Source organism: Acinetobacter pittii (assembly GCF_034067285.1).
In the GTDB taxonomy this organism is placed as follows: domain Bacteria; phylum Pseudomonadota; class Gammaproteobacteria; order Pseudomonadales; family Moraxellaceae; genus Acinetobacter; species Acinetobacter pittii_E.
In genome coordinates this window covers 1,316,983-1,334,952 of record NZ_CP139286.1, presented here as the reverse complement: position 1 = coordinate 1,334,952, position 17,970 = coordinate 1,316,983, and the positions used below count along the sequence as shown (strand labels likewise).

The 17,970-nt window shown below is 38.5% G+C and carries 15 protein-coding genes and 1 pseudogene; 8 read left to right on the top strand and 8 right to left on the bottom strand.

Annotation, left to right across the window (positions count from 1 at the left end):
* Nucleotides 1-19: 19 nt before the first annotated feature.
* Nucleotides 20-1,732: an AAA family ATPase gene (locus SOI81_RS06280; protein ID WP_016140621.1), complete on the bottom strand. Its 1,713-nt coding sequence runs from the start codon at nucleotides 1,730-1,732 to the stop codon at nucleotides 20-22.
* 229 nt (nucleotides 1,733-1,961) lie between these two features.
* On the opposite strand from SOI81_RS06280, the gene mdh reads away from it, so the two are divergent.
* Together mdh and SOI81_RS06270 are read left to right on the top strand one after the other, a co-directional pair.
* Entirely contained in the window at nucleotides 1,962-3,134 is a 1,173-nt protein-coding gene (mdh, locus tag SOI81_RS06275) for an iron-dependent methanol dehydrogenase (protein ID WP_016140620.1), read from the top strand.
* A gap of 195 nt (nucleotides 3,135-3,329) precedes the next feature.
* The gene (locus SOI81_RS06270; protein WP_239976562.1) at nucleotides 3,330-4,298 is read left to right on the top strand and encodes an alpha/beta hydrolase; all 969 of its coding nucleotides are present in this window, start codon (nucleotides 3,330-3,332) and stop codon (nucleotides 4,296-4,298) included.
* Here the strand turns inward: SOI81_RS06270 and SOI81_RS06265 are convergent.
* Nucleotides 4,295-5,485 (bottom strand): helix-turn-helix domain-containing protein, encoded by a 1,191-nt coding sequence (locus SOI81_RS06265; RefSeq protein ID WP_016140618.1) that lies wholly within the window; start codon nucleotides 5,483-5,485, stop codon nucleotides 4,295-4,297. The genes SOI81_RS06270 and SOI81_RS06265 overlap by 4 nt on opposite strands.
* A 142-nt stretch (nucleotides 5,486-5,627) precedes the next feature.
* Between SOI81_RS06265 and aldA the strand changes: the two genes are divergently transcribed.
* The 3 genes and pseudogenes from aldA to SOI81_RS06250 all read left to right on the top strand — a co-directional run bounded on the left by aldA (nucleotide 5,628) and on the right by SOI81_RS06250 (nucleotide 8,405).
* Entirely contained in the window at nucleotides 5,628-7,139 is a 1,512-nt protein-coding gene (gene aldA / locus SOI81_RS06260; protein WP_224991302.1) for an aldehyde dehydrogenase family protein, read from the top strand.
* Between the two features lie 154 nt (nucleotides 7,140-7,293).
* A pseudogene (locus tag SOI81_RS06255) lies at nucleotides 7,294-7,516 on the top strand (hypothetical protein); the annotation flags it as partial.
* A 166-nt stretch (nucleotides 7,517-7,682) separates the two neighbouring features.
* Nucleotides 7,683-8,405: a glutamine amidotransferase gene (locus SOI81_RS06250; RefSeq protein ID WP_320139045.1), complete on the top strand. Its 723-nt coding sequence runs from the start codon at nucleotides 7,683-7,685 to the stop codon at nucleotides 8,403-8,405.
* Between the two features lie 408 nt (nucleotides 8,406-8,813).
* On the opposite strand, the gene SOI81_RS06245 is transcribed toward SOI81_RS06250, so the two are convergent.
* The gene (locus SOI81_RS06245) at nucleotides 8,814-10,541 is read right to left on the bottom strand and encodes a glutamine--tRNA ligase/YqeY domain fusion protein (RefSeq protein WP_262456446.1); all 1,728 of its coding nucleotides are present in this window, start codon (nucleotides 10,539-10,541) and stop codon (nucleotides 8,814-8,816) included.
* Nucleotides 10,542-10,708: 167 nt separating this feature from the next.
* On the opposite strand from SOI81_RS06245, the gene ppiB reads away from it, so the two are divergent.
* The 3 genes from ppiB (at nucleotide 10,709) to nfsB (ending at nucleotide 12,845) form a co-directional block, all read left to right on the top strand.
* On the top strand, nucleotides 10,709-11,218 hold the full coding sequence (ppiB, locus tag SOI81_RS06240; protein WP_002122280.1) for a peptidylprolyl isomerase: 510 nt from the start codon (nucleotides 10,709-10,711) through the stop codon (nucleotides 11,216-11,218).
* Nucleotides 11,219-11,233: 15 nt separating this feature from the next.
* Complete coding sequence (gene lpxH / locus SOI81_RS06235; RefSeq protein ID WP_262456443.1) at nucleotides 11,234-11,953, top strand: UDP-2,3-diacylglucosamine diphosphatase; 720 nt, start codon at nucleotides 11,234-11,236, stop codon at nucleotides 11,951-11,953.
* A 238-nt stretch (nucleotides 11,954-12,191) separates the two neighbouring features.
* Nucleotides 12,192-12,845 (top strand): oxygen-insensitive NAD(P)H nitroreductase, encoded by a 654-nt coding sequence (gene nfsB, locus SOI81_RS06230; RefSeq protein WP_320541391.1) that lies wholly within the window; start codon nucleotides 12,192-12,194, stop codon nucleotides 12,843-12,845.
* Between the two features lie 36 nt (nucleotides 12,846-12,881).
* Here nfsB and SOI81_RS06225 read toward each other — a convergent pair whose 3' ends face one another.
* From SOI81_RS06225 to tsaE, 5 genes are all read right to left on the bottom strand, one after another.
* A complete protein-coding gene (locus tag SOI81_RS06225) occupies nucleotides 12,882-13,742 on the bottom strand; it encodes a DMT family transporter (RefSeq protein ID WP_320541390.1) in 861 nt (286 codons plus the stop codon).
* Between the two features lie 140 nt (nucleotides 13,743-13,882).
* Nucleotides 13,883-14,398 (bottom strand): RNA chaperone Hfq, encoded by a 516-nt coding sequence (gene hfq, locus SOI81_RS06220; RefSeq protein WP_016140609.1) that lies wholly within the window; start codon nucleotides 14,396-14,398, stop codon nucleotides 13,883-13,885.
* A 94-nt stretch (nucleotides 14,399-14,492) separates the two neighbouring features.
* A complete protein-coding gene (gene miaA, locus SOI81_RS06215; RefSeq protein ID WP_320541389.1) occupies nucleotides 14,493-15,437 on the bottom strand; it encodes a tRNA (adenosine(37)-N6)-dimethylallyltransferase MiaA in 945 nt (314 codons plus the stop codon).
* A gap of 6 nt (nucleotides 15,438-15,443) precedes the next feature.
* Nucleotides 15,444-17,393, bottom strand: a complete 1,950-nt coding sequence (mutL, locus tag SOI81_RS06210; protein ID WP_239976574.1) for a DNA mismatch repair endonuclease MutL — start codon at nucleotides 17,391-17,393, stop codon at nucleotides 15,444-15,446.
* Entirely contained in the window at nucleotides 17,386-17,859 is a 474-nt protein-coding gene (tsaE, locus tag SOI81_RS06205; protein WP_239976582.1) for a tRNA (adenosine(37)-N6)-threonylcarbamoyltransferase complex ATPase subunit type 1 TsaE, read from the bottom strand. The genes mutL and tsaE overlap by 8 nt, the downstream gene beginning before the upstream one ends.
* Nucleotides 17,860-17,970 lie beyond the last annotated feature (111 nt).

Sequence of the window (17,970 nt, the reverse complement as noted above, 5' to 3'; positions counted from 1 at the left end):
TCATTAAGCGAATTAAACTTTACTCAATAAATAATAAAGCTAATCGAACTTGATCATATCCCATCCGAGGGCTGGTTGCCTCAACAATTGGTCTTAGTTTGATCGAACCATCATCAGAAAAATGATCTGGATTTTGGCGTTTTTTAAGCTTCTTATAAATTTTACGAATTTCTTCGACCACCTCTTCACCCGGATGGGCAACCGAAATATCTAGCTTTTGTTCTTTATGAAGTCGAGCCAAGTGATTAATAATCGTCGCTGGGGTTAAACCACGTTCATGCGCGATATCTTCAATCTCATAACCTTCTTCAAACAAGACACGTGTCTCGTCTAGCGTTGCCGTAGCGTAATTTTGCTTGCCACCTTTTGCGAGTTTCTTCTCATTACGAGAAATCTCAGTTTCATTTAAGGTACCACCGCAATGACGAATAAAAGCTTTATGCTGAGCAGTTAAATCTACATCTGCAAAGTTATCTTCGGCTTCTTTAGACAGCTCTTGAAAACGGCGATCGGCTTTTACAGCTAAACTGTCTAATTCTAAAGCTTGCTCATTAATACCTAATAGCTTTAACCCCGTTAAAGATTTTAAGCGCGAAAGTGCAACATAACCCTGACCTTTCTCAAAGGTATTCATGAGGTTAATTTCAGCCGCTTCTAACGTCATACCTTGGCTTTTATGAATGGTAATCGCCCATGCTAAGCGAAGTGGAATCTGCTGAAAACTTGCAATGACCTTACCTGCTTCATTTTCAACTGACCATGTTTCAGGAGCAACCAGTAATGTAGTGCCATCAGTAAGTTTTACCTTTGGTAGTAAGCCATTTTCGTCATCTTCTTCAAAGCCGATGACTTCACCTAAACTTCCGTTGATATAACCCATATCAAAGTTGTTTTTTACAAACATGACTTTGGCATGCTTTTTAAGCGTTAACTCTTCTGGCGCACGAACAGAAGATTTTAAAGTTTCTAATAGTTTTTCATTACCATCTAAAACAGCATTGAATTGGTGCCCTTCATTATCAATTTCATTTAGGTGCTGATAATTAATATTGTCGACATCCATATTGTGCGTGTAAAGACGCGTAAAGGTCTCACCAATATCGTGTGAGCGTGATTGACGCAGTGCTTGTAAATGATCTGCTTGAATATTTTGCGCGCGAATAGCATTTAAAATCTGGTTCAGAATTTCATCGTCTTGACGGTGCTGTTCTGTTAAATAACATACGCGAAATTTAGCTTCGACCCATGCATCCGACATAAAACAGAACTTGTCGCGATTGGCTTCACCATTACGGCCAACAGGTGGCAACTGGAAGAAATCTCCAGCCACGATGACTTGAATGCCACCAAAAGCTTCATCGCTTTCTTTAAAATATTTTAGAACTTGGTTAACCAAATTAAGCTGCTTCGCATGGAGCATCGAGATTTCATCAATCACAAGAACTTGCGCATTTTCAAGGTGTTCCTTAAGGTATTTACGCTCTTTCATGCGTTTTAGATCATCATCGGTTAACTGATCTTTAATACCGATACCAGCCCATGTATGAATAGTCATACCGTTCATATGCGTTGCAGCAATACCTGTAGATGCCGTAATCGCCACAGGCACTTTACGTGCTTTTAGGTATTGGATGTACTGATTAAGTGTATAGGTTTTCCCTGCACCAGCCGAACCGGTTAAAAAGACATTTTCACCTGCTTTAAGCAGTTTAAGCGCAGTTTCCTGTTTCATAATCTCATATGTACATCTTCAACAGCCCATAGCTTAACGATTTTCCCGAAAAAATTAAATGAATGTGCCAAACTTTCTAAAAAGCACCTATAAATCAATAATTAATAAACAAATAATATTTGGTAGGTTTTTGGTAGGTAGGAAAATAATCCTCACATCACAATACTAAGGCCATGGTGAGGCTCACCTGTAATAACAAACAATGGATTTATGGAAAAGGAATCACTCCATGGCTTTTAAAAATATTGCAGATCAAACAAACGGTTTTTATATCCCATGTGTATCACTCTTTGGACCAGGATGTGCCAAAGAAATAGGTATAAAGGCACAAAACCTCGGCGCAAAAAAAGCATTAATTGTGACAGATGAGGGCTTATTTAAATTTGGTGTTGCAGATCTTATCGCGAACTATTTAACTGAAGCAGGCGTCGCGAGCCATATTTTCCCGGGTGCAGAACCGAACCCAACCGATATTAATGTTCACAACGGTGTGAATGCCTATAACGAAAATGGCTGTGACTTTATTGTTTCTCTAGGTGGCGGTTCATCTCATGACTGTGCAAAAGGGATTGGTTTAGTCACTGCAGGTGGTGGCCATATTCGTGACTATGAAGGCATCGATAAAAGTAAGGTTCCGATGACGCCATTGATTGCAGTGAATACAACGGCTGGTACTGCATCTGAAATGACTCGTTTCTGTATTATTACCAATACAGACACTCACGTGAAAATGGCAATCGTTGACTGGCGCTGTACCCCACTCATTGCGATCGATGACCCGAAACTTATGATTGCAAAACCGGCAGGTTTAACCGCTGCAACAGGTATGGATGCGCTAACCCATGCAGTTGAAGCATATGTTTCTACGGCGGCAAATCCAATTACTGATGCCTGTGCAGAAAAAGCCATCACGATGATTAGTCAATGGTTACAACCTGCAGTTGCCAATGGTGAAAACATCGAAGCGCGTGATGCAATGAGCTATGCACAATACTTGGCTGGTATGGCATTTAACAATGCATCTTTAGGTTATGTTCATGCAATGGCGCACCAGTTAGGTGGTTTTTACAACTTACCTCACGGTGTGTGTAACGCAATTTTGTTACCACACGTATGTGAATTTAACTTAATTGCTTGTCCAGATCGTTATGCAAAAATCGCTGAGTTAATGGGTGTGAATACTCAAGGGCTGACTCTAACAGAAGCTGCGTATGCTGCAATTGATGCCATTCGCAAACTGTCTTCATCGATTGGTATCCCATCTGGTTTAACAGAGCTTGGAGTAAAAACCGAAGACCTTGCTGTCATGGCAGATAACGCTCAAAAAGATGCATGTATGCTCACCAACCCTCGTAAAGCAAACCATGCACAAGTTGTGGAGATTTTCAAAGCAGCACTTTAATACTGATGTAATGGCATATCCCTCTAGTAAGTCAAATCCCTCCGACCGTTGACTTACTTTTTTGGGAATACTTAGCTCCAGCGGTATTCCCTTTTTTTTAGTACCTTTATTCCAACCTTCTCTAAACCTGATTGACAATTCGCCCATTTCATTGAAGGATACTCTGCATGACTTAATGACAATAGCTCGATAAAAATGAATACATCTTCAGCTAATCAAACTTATGTTCCAGATATTTTAGGTACTGGCTACGAACAGCTCACACTCAACTTTCCTAATGATTATGAAGGTAAAGTTGTAGCAACTTTAGTGCGTAAAAAGGCCTCTCAACCGCCTCAAAAAGCCGTACTTTATATTCATGGTTTTTTAGATTATTTCTTTCAAACCGAAATGGCCGAGCAATTCAATGCCCATGGTTATGACTTCTATGCACTCGATCTCAGAAAATACGGCCGTTCAAAGCTGCCTCATCAAATTTTCTATAATGTACTTGATTTAAATGAATATGATGCCGAAATTACTCAAGCATTACAAATTATTGGCAAAGAGCAACACAATCAAGTTTTACTTGCAGGACATTCTACGGGTGGTTTAACTGCGACGCTTTATGTTGCCCATCATCCAGCTCATCCTCTTATTAAAGCGCTCTGGGCGAATAGTCCGTTTTACGATTTTAATTTAAGTTTGGTCGAGAAGAAATTCGGTATTCCAGTGCTCAGTCGAGTAGGAAAATATCTGCCTAAGGTTAAATTTCCAAGCAAACTTAACAAATGGTACACCACCAGTCTTCACAAACAACTTAAGGGTGAATGGGACTTTAATCTGGACTGGAAACCTACCTCTGCACCTACTGTTCAACTCAGCTTTCTACATGCAATTCATACGGCACAAAAAGAAATACACCGCGGCGTTAAACTGAATATTCCAGCACTCATTATGCATTCACATCAAACTAAAAACCCTAAAAAATGGGGAACAGACGCGACTCAAAGTGATGTGATTTTAGACGTTAAAGACATTGCGAAATTTGGTAAAAAAATCAAAGGCGATGTCTCTATTGTCCCTATTCAAAATGGATTGCACGACTTAGTTCTTTCGGCCCAGCCAGTACGAGAACAAGTCTATCAACAATTGTTCCAGTGGCTGGATCAAAAAATCACTTAACTGAGTTTAGGTGAATCAAGGTATTTCACCAGCAATTGATGCGCAGGATGCTCACTCGGTAATAGCTCCATCAGGCGTTCTACCGCATCGATTGCTTCAGGGAAATGGGCGAGATGCTTAAGTAATAAATCTGTTTCTTGGGTTTTAAAAATTGCATCACTCAAGCGTGACTCAAGGCAGTCACGCCATGCACATAAAAATGGACTTTCAGTTTTTGCCAGAAATACGCCTGTGTAAAGCTGCAAAGCAGAAGCCGCATATCCTGCATCCAGTGCCTGTTCAGCTTGTAAAAAATCAGCTTCAACATGCACAAGCAGACGATATGGACGAGAACCAAGTAAGCCCCCCAAAATATCTCGTAGTTGAGACATTTCAGCTTTAAGTGTGCCCATGCTGACTTTACGCTCACCATAAAGCGCCTGATAAAGATGCTCTAAAGTTAAACCATGTGGACATAACGCCAATATTGTCAGAATTTCAATTTGACGCGGCGTTAATAACAAGCTTTTGCCGTTAAATTTAACTTGCGGTGTCGAAAAAGCACGAATATGTAATTGCTGGCGCTGCTGCTCCAGCAAAGCGGATTGAATAATGGATGCACATCGTTCGGCAGCTAATATTCCTAAACTATTATGATTCTTCCAAGTCGTCGACAAATCAACGACACCAAGAGTTTGTTTCGAGTATGGATCGATAATCGGCGCAGCATAACACACCCAATCATGAATCGATTCCATATAATGTTCATTTGAAAAAACACAGCTTGATTGTTGAGTTTTTAAAGATAAAGCCAAAGCATTAGTGCCTACAAATTCTTCACGCCACTGTCCACCTTGTACAAAATGCACACGCTCAGCAGCACTTTGCATTTGAGCACTTGGCGCCGTCCAAATAATGGTACTACCGATATCACCGACAGCAATCACCATTGAAGATTGCTCTGCAATATGACGCAAGTCGTCGGCACATTGGCTTAAAGCCAGATCTAAAGCATTTTGTGAAGCAGTTTTTTTCTCGACTAATGGAGCAGCAAAACGCTCTTTAGGAATCGCAGCAGAAGCTGATCGTTCCCATGAGCTTGCAATGCTTTGACCGAGTTTGGCAGCGTTTTGAGGAGAGAGACTATTTTGCGTGCGCAGTTGATCAATCAACGTCCGTTGCTGCAATAAATCCTTTTTTGTGAACATTTGTAAATTCCTTATATATCCACATTTCTATTCCAACCTTTCTCCAACCTTCTTCTTTATATCCTAATTATACAAAGTACGAAAGTACCTACTGACAGGGTTCTTGTTAGTCTTTAGTCCTAAAAAGCAAAGGAATATTTATATGCGCTATATCGATCCAAATCAACCAGGCTCAAAAGTTCAATTCAAATCACAATATGAAAATTTTATTGGCGGTGAATGGGTAGCACCTATAAAGGGTGCATATTTTGATAATGTATCTCCTGTTGACGGAAAAGCTTTTACACGTATTCCACGCTCTAGTGCCGAAGATATTGAGCTCGCTCTAGATGCAGCACACAAAGCGAAAGCAACATGGAATAAAGCCTCTCCAACGGTACGCTCAAATATACTTTTAAAAATTGCTGATCGCTTAGAAGCAAATCTTGAAATGCTTGCTGTTGCAGAAACTTGGGATAACGGTAAAGCAGTCCGTGAAACTTTGGCAGCTGACCTTCCACTTGCGATTGACCATTTCCGTTATTTCGCAGGATGTATTCGTGCCCAAGAAGGCGGTATCTCTGAAATTGATGAAGATACCATTGCCTATCATTTCCACGAACCACTCGGTGTAGTTGGTCAAATCATTCCATGGAACTTCCCAATTTTAATGGCGGCATGGAAACTTGCACCTGCTTTAGCAGCTGGTAACTGCGTTGTGATTAAACCAGCTGAACAAACGCCAGTGGGTATTTTGCTAGTTGCTGAACTCATCCAAGACATTTTACCGCCGGGTGTCCTTAATATTGTCAATGGTTTCGGTGCAGAAGTCGGCCGTCCATTAGCGACAAACCCACGTATTGCCAAAATTGCATTTACAGGGTCAACTCAAACTGGACAAATGGTGATGCAATATGCGACCGAAAATATTATTCCAGTAACGTTAGAGCTTGGTGGTAAGTCACCAAACCTTTTCTTTGAAGACATCATGGATAAAGAAGATGACTTCTTAGAAAAAACGCTTGAAGGTTTTGCCATGTTCGCCTTAAACCAAGGTGAAGTATGTACTTGCCCTTCTCGTGCTTTAGTACAAGAAAGCATTGCTGACCAGTTCTTAGAGATGGCTGTCGAACGTGTAAAACGTATTAAGACTGGTCATCCACTTGATACTGAAACCATGATTGGTGCTCAAGCATCGCTACAACAACAAGAGAAAATCTTACGTTGTATTAACACGGGCCGTGAAGAAGGCGCAGAACTTTTACTAGGTGGTAGTGGCCGTAAAGAAGTAGGTGATGGTTACTATGTTGATCCGACTATTTTTAAAGGTCATAACAGCATGCAAGTTTTCCAAGAAGAAATTTTTGGACCTGTACTTGCTGTGACAACGTTTAAAGACTTTGACGATGCAATCAAAATTGCCAATGACACTATGTATGGTTTAGGTGCAGGTGTATGGTCACGTTCAGCTCATATTTCTTATCGTGCGGGTCGTGCTATTGAAGCGGGTCGTGTTTGGACAAACTGTTATAACATCTACCCTGCACATGCTGCATTTGGTGGTTATAAGAAGTCAGGTATTGGCCGTGAAAACCATAAGATGATGCTTGATCACTACCAACAAACCAAAAACTTGTTAGTGAGTTATTCAACTAAACCAATGGGCTTCTTCTAAGTCTCGCACCAAGTTGATACCAAATTATCAACATTAGAAAGAAGTACGGTCATTAATTATATGAGAAGCCAGTAATTTAGATTGCTGGCTTCTTTACTTACGATTGTTAAGCTGAAGTTTTTATCATTTGGAATAAAAAACCATCATCGATTATTTAATGCTGATTGGTGAACACCCTGATTTAAGCTCCATTGAAAGTATGGGAATTTACTACACATGGAATGCATATTCGGGTTGTCCTGATGCCAATTGCAGCACAAAGTTTAATTGCATTAATGAAAAAATCAAAACAGCTTGGCTTTTCAGGAGTTAATTTAAAAGACGCACATCAACTTCCAGATATAGGCTTCGAACAAACTCAAAAGCTATTATTTTAAGCAAAGGAATATACAAAGAGATTTATTGAAAAATAGATAATCCTTTGCATAACAATATTCTCTTAACGAAAAATATCAATTTTCAGGTATTGACGATTTATACAGATATTTTCTTCTTTATATTTATCGCTATACTCCACCTATTGATCTTCTATGAATCATTTGTATGAACACAACAAACGCCTTCCCTAAAACTATTTATGCCATCCAGCATCTTGCTTTCGAAGACCTAGGTTCATTAGAAGATGTCTTTTATCAACTTGGATTTCGCGTCCGTTATTTTGAAGCTGGTGTTGATGATTTAACTGCTGCTTTTGCACACGATGGATTAACTATTATTTTAGGTGGACCAATCGGGGTTTACGAAACCGAAGATTATCCGTTTTTAAAAGATGAAATCGCTTTACTCAAACAACGCTTGGCAGCAGACAAACCTACACTTGGTATTTGTTTAGGTGCGCAGCTTATTGCCCATGCACTTGGGGCCAAAGTATATGCAGGCCATCAAAAAGAAATTGGCTGGGGAGCCTTAAGCTTAAGTTTACGTCCTAATCAGGTGTTATCTCCTTTGCTTAATAATGTGCATGTTCTACATTGGCATGGTGATACTTTCGATCTTCCTGAAAATGCTGTGCTATTAGCTAGCTCAGAGATTTATACCAATCAGGCATTCGAAGTTGGGAATAATATTCTTGCATTGCAATTCCATATTGAAACGACAGAAGAAAATTTTGAGAAATGGCTGATTGGCCATACATGCGAACTTCGCCATGCCAATGTTTCAATTCCAAAACTTCGAGAAGAAAACTTACAACATGCTCAAGCACTCGAACATGCAGCATTTGAAGTAATTCAAAAATTTCTAAAACGCATTGGATATAGTGGTTAATAATATAAATTAATCTACAATCCAATATATTAATCAAATTATATTTATAAACCAAATGTTTATTTTTTACCCAAAGATAGATTATTAATCTATCTTTGGGAACATTTACTATTAAATTACGTGTATTATAAATTTATTAATTTTGTAACATAAAATATACGCTGATTTACTATGGACATCTGGAAATTTATTAAAAGCTTTAATACGGTTAATACCTATTTATTGCTTGCATGTATTCTTCTTACCGTATTAGTTCTTTATTTTTATGTGATTAACCCAACCTAAGCTACTTTGCCAAGGACGTTAATCATAAAGAAAAAGAAAATATGAGAAGACATCTAATAAAAAAGCCCAACTTTACAGTTGGGCTTTTTTATTAGCTAAAATTTACTCACAATATGTTGCGTCTTACTTTTTCTCAGGCTTAAAGCTGTCTTTTAAATCAAGAACACGGTTAAACACAGGCTTTTCAGGAGTGTGATCGTATTGATCAGCAACGAAATAACCTTCGCGCTCAAATTGGAAACGATCTTCTGGCTTCGCTTGAGCTAAAGCAGGTTCAATCACTGCCTGAACGACTTTCAAAGAATCTGGATTTAAGTTTGCTAAGAAATCATCACCAGTTTCTGGGTCAGCTTCTGTAAATAATCGATCATAAATACGTACTTCAGCAGGAATACCTTTAGTTGCAGACACCCAGTGAATCACGCCTTTTACTTTACGACCTTCAGGGTTTTTACCTAAAGTTTCAGGATCGATTGAACACTTCAGCTCAATCACCTCACCGTTTGCATCTTTAATTACTTCATCACATTTAATGACATAAGCATGGCGTAAACGTACTTCACCATCAGGAATTAATCGTTTAAAGCCTTTTGGTGGTACTTCTTCAAAATCTTTACGGTCAATATAGATTTCCTTAGTTAAAGGAATCACACGATCACCCATATCCACATTAGGATGGCGAGCATGAGTAAGATCCATATCTTCAGGTAAGTTAGTTAAAGTCACTTTAAGTGGACTTAAAACAGCCATACCACGCGCAGCAGTATTTTCTAAAGATTGACGAATACAGAACTCAAGCATTGCAACATCTACAATACCATCAGTTTTTGACACGCCTACACGTTTACAGAAATCACGTAAACCTTCAGGAGTAAAACCACGACGGCGCATACCTACTACGGTTGGCATACGAGGGTCATCCCAACCATTTACATGGGCACCTTCCACCAATTTACGTAGTTTACGTTTTGAGGTGATGGTGTAATCAACGTTTAAACGTGAAGATTCATATTGATGTGGAACTGCTTTAGATTTTACTTTTTCTACAACCCAGTCATAAAACGGACGGTGGTCTTGGAATTCCAATGTACAAAGTGAATGAGTAATCCCTTCAATGGCATCAGACAATGGATGAGCGTAGTCATACATTGGATAGATTTTCCATTTATCGCCCGTTTGGTGATGCTCTGAATGCAATACACGATATAAAATCGGATCACGCATGTGTACATTTGAACTTGCCATATCAATCTTGGCACGTAAAACTGCTTCACCTTCTTTAAACTCACCATTACGCATTTTTTCAAAGCGAGCAAGGTTTTCTTCAATAGAGGCATCACGGTATGGAGAGTTTTTACCCGGTTCAACAAAGCTACCGCGGTTTAACTTAATTTCTTCTGGAGATTGTAAATCTACATATGCATCGCCCTGTTCAATCAATTGAACTGCCCATGCATATAATTGATCAAAGTAACCTGATGCATAGCGTGGTTCACCATTCCAGTTAAAACCAAGCCATTTCACATCATTCGCAATACCATCAACATATTCTTGTTCTTCAGCATCAGGATTTGTATCGTCAAAACGCAAATTACATAAACCATCAAACTCTTCAGCCACACCAAAGTTCAAGCAAATTGCTTTTACATGGCCAATATGTAAATAGCCATTTGGTTCTGGTGGAAAACGCGTTACGATCTGTTTTGCACGACCCGTTGCTAAATCATCAGTAATGACTTGGCGAACAAAATCTAAGCCAGCCTGTTGTTCTTGCTGCGCAGAATCGACAGAGGCATGAGTATTCGGTGTCGGGTTATTTGGCAGGTTCGAGACAACATCATTAGGCTTCATAGTGTATCAATCACTTCTTTGTAGATAAATTTCGAAAAATTTAAACGCTATCTTCATTTTTCACAAAGATTTTAACGTTTTTTACTTGCCTTGTAGTTTACAGTTTGCTTATGCTTCTCTCAACCAAAAACCCATGGTCATAAGCCCATGTTTAGGAGATTAATGTAATGAGTTTTCCTCAAGTCGAATTAAACACCAATAAAGGTCGTATTGTTCTTGAACTAAATACTGAAAAAGCACCAAAAACAGTAGCAAACTTTTTAGAATATGTACGTGACGGTTTTTATGACGGCGTTATTTTCCACCGTGTCATTGATGGTTTCATGATCCAAGGTGGCGGGATGGATGAAAACTTCAAAGAAAAAGCAACTCGTGATTCTATCGAAAACGAAGCGGACAACGGTTTAAGCAATGATGTTGGTACGATTGCTATGGCACGTACTCAAGCACCTCACTCTGCTTCTGCACAGTTCTTCATTAACGTAAAAAACAACTCTTTCTTAAACCATACCTCAAAAACTGCTCAAGGTTGGGGTTATGCTGTATTTGGTAAAGTTGTTGAAGGTATGGACGTTGTTGAAGCGATCAAAGGTGTTCGCACAGGCAACCGTGGTTACCACGCTGACGTTCCTTTAGAAAACGTTGTTATCGAATCTGCTAAAATTATTTCTGAATAATTTTAGGAATAAGCTGTGACTTATCTGTTTATTTCAGATCTACACTTGTCACCTGAACACCCTCGACTTGTTCGAGGGTTTTTAGATTTATTGGTGCATTATCAAAATAAACAAACACAGCTTTATATTTTAGGTGATTGGTTTAACGCTTGGATTGGCGATGATTACTCAGCACCATGGCTCGATGAAATTGTTGAAGCATTAAAAGAATTTAGCAAAAAAGGAAATCGGGTTTACTTTCAAGTTGGCAACCGTGATTTTGCCTTAAATCAGGTTTTTCTTAATAAATTTAACGGTGTATTACTACCTGACATTTATTATCTCAACATTGCTGGACATCAGTACCGTTTAGAACACGGTGATGCTCTATGTACAGATGATATTTCTTATCAAAGATTTAAGAAGATTATTCGAAATCCGCTCTTAGTTGCTCTTTTACGCCGGACACCTCTCAGTTTTCGTACCAAACTGGTGAATGGTTTTCGTAAAAGAAGCTCTGCTGATAAAGAGCAAAAAAGCTATGAAATTATGGATGTGAATGAACAAGCTGTTATTTCTGCTTTAGAAGATGTAGATATACTGATTCATGGGCATACTCATCGCCCTTCAATTCATCAGGTACAAGCTAAACAACGAATTGTTCTTGGCGATTGGCGTGAAGATCAAGCTTATATTTTGGAAATTGATCCATCTACAAATACGAAACAGCTTGAATTGGTTGTCTGGAATTATTAGCTAGAGAAGACTCAATACAAATGCAAAAATTAGAAAGGCTTTAATAATTCTAATTTCTCGCAGTTTACTTTTTCAATTAATTGATATTAATTCAAACATTTTCAAAAAATTAGTAAAAATTTTATATAAGTATTATATTTCCTTAGCACATTAAAATGCAGAGGTTTTTCTCTAAAATCGCGTATGATGCCAAAGATTAGCCCCCTTCCATTGTAATAAGATTGATATGGAGTAAAGTATGGATTTATTAAATACGGTAAAAAGTCGCTACACTACCAAAGCGTACGATCCTGAAAAAAAAATTCCTCAAGAAAAACTTAATAAATTATTAGAAATATTACGTTTCACTCCCTCTTCAGTAAATATTCAGCCTTGGCATTTCGTAGTTGCAGATAATCTTGCTGCTAAAGAACGTATCGCGAAAGCCTTAACAGGCAAATATGCTTACAATGCACCCAAAGTGCTTGAGTCATCACATACAATTGTTTTCTGCACAAAAACAGATATTTCATCTGAATATTTAAATCAATTACTTGAACAAGATGATTTAAGTGGTCGTTTTAAAGATGAAAAAGCAAAGCTCGGCCAAAAAGATACTCGCCATGGCTATGTTGAATTCTATCGAAATGAACAGAAAAATTTATTTGGATGGATGGAAAACCAAACGTTCATTGCTTTAGGACAGTTGCTGTTTGCTGCTGGCTTAGAAGGCATTGACGCAACTCCAATGGGTGGCTTTGATGAAGAAGTTTTAAATACTGAGCTCGGATTAACTGAAAAAGGCTTAAGAAGCTCTGTGATTGTTTCGCTAGGCTATCGTAGTGAAAATGACTTTAATGCCAAACTTCCTAAATCACGTTTGCCAGATGAAGTGATTTTCACATACTTATAAAGATCTCAATAGTTCAAGAGATTCGATTCTCTTGAACTATGAAGCCATCGCACTTGCCAAACAAATCACCCCACTTATTCCTAAAAGAATCCCCAAAATAGTAGGCCATTTTAATTTTTCTTTATATAAGATTACTCCACTGACAGTCCCCAATAACACCACAAGAATATTCATGCTTGCAAAAACAATTGCAGGTGAATCTTTTAAAAGAATATGAGCCTTTACATATAAAGCAATATTCAAAAAATTAAGTACACCTAATACTAATCCAGCTAGCGTACTTTTAAATTGCCACTTTTGATTTTTCTGTACGAGTAAATATGAAATCGATAATATAAAAGCAGTAATAAAAATAAGATTTAAAGTGAGGGTAAACTGAAGTCCTAGACTACTTGTATATTTTAAGAGAATGTCTACTGCTGCATAACCACACCATACACTTAATAGAGCAAATATCGCTTTTCGAGATTGATGATTTGAGAAAGAATTCATTTGTCCAAATAAGACAAGTAAGACTGCAAAAATTCCTAGACCTATTCCCCACAGTTTTAATGCATTAAATTGCTCATGAAAAAGGAAATATGCTGCAAGTAAAGAGAGAACAACCGAAAGTCTTTGGGCAAGTTCCGTCTTAACAATTCCTGCATATTCTAATGATTTAGCAAGACATAAAAAAATACTAGGTAAAATTATCCCTAAGGCAATAATTAGCCACCAAGGCGTATGTTGTATTGAAACATGTTGAATATCAGGCTGAAACCACAAAAAACAAAGCAGACTTGCGCTTGCATAATTCCATGCAATCATTTGTAAGGGTTGATAACCTTTTCTCTTTAAATTTTTTAATAGGATAGACACCAAGACACTGCTTAAAGCAGCAGCTAATATTAATATCATTTGTTAAGTCCTATTTATTTAAATATATTAGCTATCATGTTCAAATCTTTACCCATGACCAGTTAAATATTTGGAAGCAACTTTTAAATACACATAAAAAAACCAGTCATTATCTGACTGGTTTCTTTTTTAGATTTCAATTAACGATTATTTTCGTCGTCTTGACCATCTTCAAATTTAGTATCGTTGTCAAAACCACCTTGATGACCGCCGAAACCGCCTTGACCACCGAAGCCGCCTTGACCACCGAAGCCACCTTGACCACCGAAGCCGCCGCCTTGACCACCGAAGCCACCTTGACCACCGAAGCCGCCTTGAGCGCCGCCGAAGCCACCTTGAGCGCCGCCGAAGCCGCCGCCTTGAGCGCCGCCGAAGCCGCTACCTTGACCACCAAAACCGCCTTGAGTGCCGCCTTGTGCTGGGAAGCCTGTACCTTGAGCGCCTGCTGGACGTGGGTTACGTGCTGGAACAACAGTTGAAATCGCGTGTTTGTAAACCATTTGACTTACAGTATTTTTTAATAAAACAACATATTGGTCAAAAGATTCAATATGACCCTGTAATTTAATACCGTTCACAAGGAAAATAGAAACAGGGATACGTTCTTTACGGAGAGAATTTAAGAACGGATCTTGTAAAGTTTGACCTTTAGACATTTTTAACTCCAAAAAAAAATTTTTAAATCAGCGCAAAAAAACTATCTTTATTTTTCAACTAAAAATTATAAAAAGACAGTGTGCAAATTTTGCTTTATCCATAAGAGTTTCGCAAGTCTTCTTTCGCCTGCTTTATCGTCAAGTAAGTTTTAAAATCGTGTATTTCTTGCAAAGAACGTAACCACGTATATTGACGTTTGGCAAGTTGTCGTGTTGCAAATAAAGCTTTATCCTCCATTTCACGTTTACTTTTGAGACTTAAGTCACTTTTTAATAAAAATTCTAGTGCTTGTCGATAACCCACTGAACGCATTGAGGGTAAATTTTCATCTAAATCGTATTTTTCAATTAGAGATTCAACTTCACTCAAAAAACCGATATCCCACATTTTGCTTAATCTTTGCTCAATGCGTTGATGTAATTCTACCCGATCTGGAAGCAAAGCATAGTTATGAAATATGTATCGATATGGTACGTTTTTTGGTTGTTCTGCCTGTAATTTAGTAATTGGTTCGCCCGTTATTTTATAAACCTCTAAAGCCCGAATAATCCGTTGCTTATCAGTCACATTAAACTTTATAGCCGCGTCTGGGTCTACAGAAACCAACTCATCATAAACTGCCTGCCATCCTTCATTTAGAGCTTTCTCTTCAATTGCAGCTCGAACTTCTGCATCTGCGCTTGGCAAATTACCAGACAAGCCCTCTAATAATGCCTTGAAATACAGCATTGTCCCTCCTACTAAAATAGGAGTTTTCCCACGCGAATGCATGTTATCAATTAATTTACAGGCATCTTCAACAAATTGAGCAGCTGAATAGACTTCTAAAGGAGTAATAATATCAATGAGGTGATGAGGATAGAGCGCTTGTTCTTCACGCGTTGGCTTAGCAGTACCGATATCCATATCTTTATAGACGAGTGCGGAATCAACAGAAATTAGTTCAAAATTTCCACGCTCATATAATTCACATGCCAAAGCGGTTTTCCCGCTCGCAGTTGGTCCCATTAAATTGATGACGGGCAATTGATTTGACATGTAAAACTACTCTCCTCGAGCAAATAATTTATCTAGTTGAGATAATGGAAATGCACGCCAAGTTGGCCGCCCATGGTTACATTGGCTTGCAAATTCGGTTTGTTCCATTTGACGAAGTAAAGCGTTCATTTCTGAAAGACTGAGTTGTCGATGTGCACGCACTGCCCCATGACATGCCATTCCAGCGAGTAACTCATCTCTTTTTTGAAGTAATCCTTGTGCTTCATCATTCGGATCTAAATCGTTTAAAAGTTCTGGAATGAGATTTTCAAAATCAGCTTTTTGCAAAATGGCTGGCACACCACGAACAATAACCTGCTCATCACCGTATAAATCAATTTCCAAACCTAAGCGCTCAAGCTGAGGTTTTAATTCCTCAACCCTAACAGCTTGCATACGGCTAATGGAAATCACTTTAGGTATAAGCAATTGCTGAGATGTCCAAAATTCCGGTTTATCCCAAGCATTTTTCATTTGCTGTAATAAAATACGCTCATGGGCCGCATGCATATCAACAATAATAAGCCCTTCAGTATTTTGGGCTAAAATATAAATTCCATGTAGTTGAGCAATTGCGATCCCTAATGGAAACTCATCTACTTTAGCAACTGGCTCTATATCTTCATTTATCGAGAAACTCGCAGGTTGGTCACGCAGAGGCGCTAAATAAGTTTTTAAAGCATTATTTAATTGAGCAGAACCATTATATTTGGGTGTTTGATCTGCATACTGAACTGCTTGCGGACGGCTAGCGTTAAAATCGGTTAACAACTCTGTTGGTACAGAATGAGTTCGTTCTTCATTATCTGGATTTAAAGTTTCATTTGCTCGATGCAATGAAAATTGTTCTTGATATTTAGGCTGCGGTTGTACCGAGTAATCTGAGCTTTCATCCGTTTTCATCGCTTGAGCTAGATCAGCACTCGCTGTCTGAAATTGCGCTAGAGTTTCTTTTGTATAATGCCTTACAAACTCATGTACTTCTCTTTGATTTAAAAAGCGAATTTCATGTTTAGTCGGATGGACATTGACATCGATATTTTCAGGATCAACTTCTAAGAAAAGTAAATAAGATGAATGTTGATGACCATGCAAAATACCATCATAGGCCATGCGTAGTGCATGTGAAATTGTTTTATCTTTGACAATACGGCCATTCACATAGACATATTGCATGTCGGCCTGTGCACGTGCATCTGAAGGATGACCAAGCCAACCTGATAAACGCATGCTAATACTTTCGGCATCCATCCAATATGCATTTTGTACGAATTGCGAACCTAATAATTGCTGAACTCGCTGAAAACGCAGTTCTCCGCTATCTGCTATAGGTAAATTAATTCTAATATTATCATTATGTTCAAGCACAAAACGTATATCGAAATGTGTTAGGGCTAGACGGCGAACGATTTCTTCAATATGACCAAATTCAGTGGTTGGTTTTTTTAAGAATTTACGACGTGCAGGAACATTAAAAAATAAGTCCTGAACTCGAATATGGGTACCTTTTTGTGCTGCAACAGCTTGTACCTCTTGATGATCAAATGCTGTACCGTTTACTTCAACCTGGTGACCAATACCACTTTCATCTTGGCTACTGGTTAAAGTCAATCTTGAGACAGCAGCAATCGAAGCTAGGGCTTCTCCACGGAATCCCAAACTCACAATCGCATGTAAATCTTCAGCGGTTTTAATCTTACTTGTGGCATGACGCATGACAGCAAGCGCCAAATCATCCGGATGAATACCGTGCCCATTATCAATGATTTCGATTAAAGTCGAACCACCTTGTGCAATTCGTACAATCAGTTCAGTCGCGCCGGCATCGATAGAGTTTTCTAATAATTCTTTGACCACAGAAGAAGGACGCTCAATTACCTCACCCGCTGCAATCTGGTTCGCTAACGCTGCGTCTAATGTATGGATACGACGTTTTGTTAGCTTTTCATCAGTCATGAAGCTGTTCCTGCAAAGTCTGGTATAAATTTTTTGTTGGTAGAGTTAATGTTACGAACCGGCTCAACTCATCATCTGACTTTTGAATGTCAATGATGATATCCGCTTGCGGAATTTCATCCCCACCTTTAGATGGCCATTCAAACAGAAATAAAGCATCAGTGATATCTAAATAGTCACGGATTCCCATTAATTCAAGTTCGTACGGATCATTCAAGCGATACAAGTCAAAATGAAAAATTTCTTTATCATTAATTTTATATGGCTCAACGAGTGTATAAGTTGGGCTTTTAACAGAGCCTTTGTGACCTAAAGCCTGTAAGAAATAGCGCGTAAGTGTGGTTTTACCCGCGCCCAAGTCCCCAATTAAATAAATTACACCCGACTGAACATGCTGCGCCAAAGCTTGAGCTAAACGCTCAGTATCTTCTTCATGATTTAAGACCAATTTCAATGAATACGACATAGCACACATAACATGATTCGAAATAATCGATATGATAACATTGCCCTGCCTTAAAAGCCTACTTAAGCCCTAGAAGTTGGCTTTTTTTATATCAATTTTCTTAAATATTCA

Coding starts and splice junctions, on each gene's coding strand:
- SOI81_RS06280 (WP_016140621.1), bottom strand. CDS start 1,732: ATGAAACAGGAAACTGCGCTTAAACTGCTTAAAGCAGGTGAAAATGTC.
- mdh (WP_016140620.1), top strand. CDS start 1,962: ATGGCTTTTAAAAATATTGCAGATCAAACAAACGGTTTTTATATCCCA.
- SOI81_RS06270 (WP_239976562.1), top strand. CDS start 3,330: ATGAATACATCTTCAGCTAATCAAACTTATGTTCCAGATATTTTAGGT.
- SOI81_RS06265 (WP_016140618.1), bottom strand. CDS start 5,485: ATGTTCACAAAAAAGGATTTATTGCAGCAACGGACGTTGATTGATCAA.
- aldA (WP_224991302.1), top strand. CDS start 5,628: ATGCGCTATATCGATCCAAATCAACCAGGCTCAAAAGTTCAATTCAAA.
- SOI81_RS06250 (WP_320139045.1), top strand. CDS start 7,683: ATGAACACAACAAACGCCTTCCCTAAAACTATTTATGCCATCCAGCAT.
- SOI81_RS06245 (WP_262456446.1), bottom strand. CDS start 10,541: ATGAAGCCTAATGATGTTGTCTCGAACCTGCCAAATAACCCGACACCG.
- ppiB (WP_002122280.1), top strand. CDS start 10,709: ATGAGTTTTCCTCAAGTCGAATTAAACACCAATAAAGGTCGTATTGTT.
- nfsB (WP_320541391.1), top strand. CDS start 12,192: ATGGATTTATTAAATACGGTAAAAAGTCGCTACACTACCAAAGCGTAC.
- SOI81_RS06225 (WP_320541390.1), bottom strand. CDS start 13,742: ATGATATTAATATTAGCTGCTGCTTTAAGCAGTGTCTTGGTGTCTATC.
- hfq (WP_016140609.1), bottom strand. CDS start 14,398: ATGTCTAAAGGTCAAACTTTACAAGATCCGTTCTTAAATTCTCTCCGT.
- miaA (WP_320541389.1), bottom strand. CDS start 15,437: ATGTCAAATCAATTGCCCGTCATCAATTTAATGGGACCAACTGCGAGC.
- mutL (WP_239976574.1), bottom strand. CDS start 17,393: ATGACTGATGAAAAGCTAACAAAACGTCGTATCCATACATTAGACGCA.
- tsaE (WP_239976582.1), bottom strand. CDS start 17,859: ATGTCGTATTCATTGAAATTGGTCTTAAATCATGAAGAAGATACTGAG.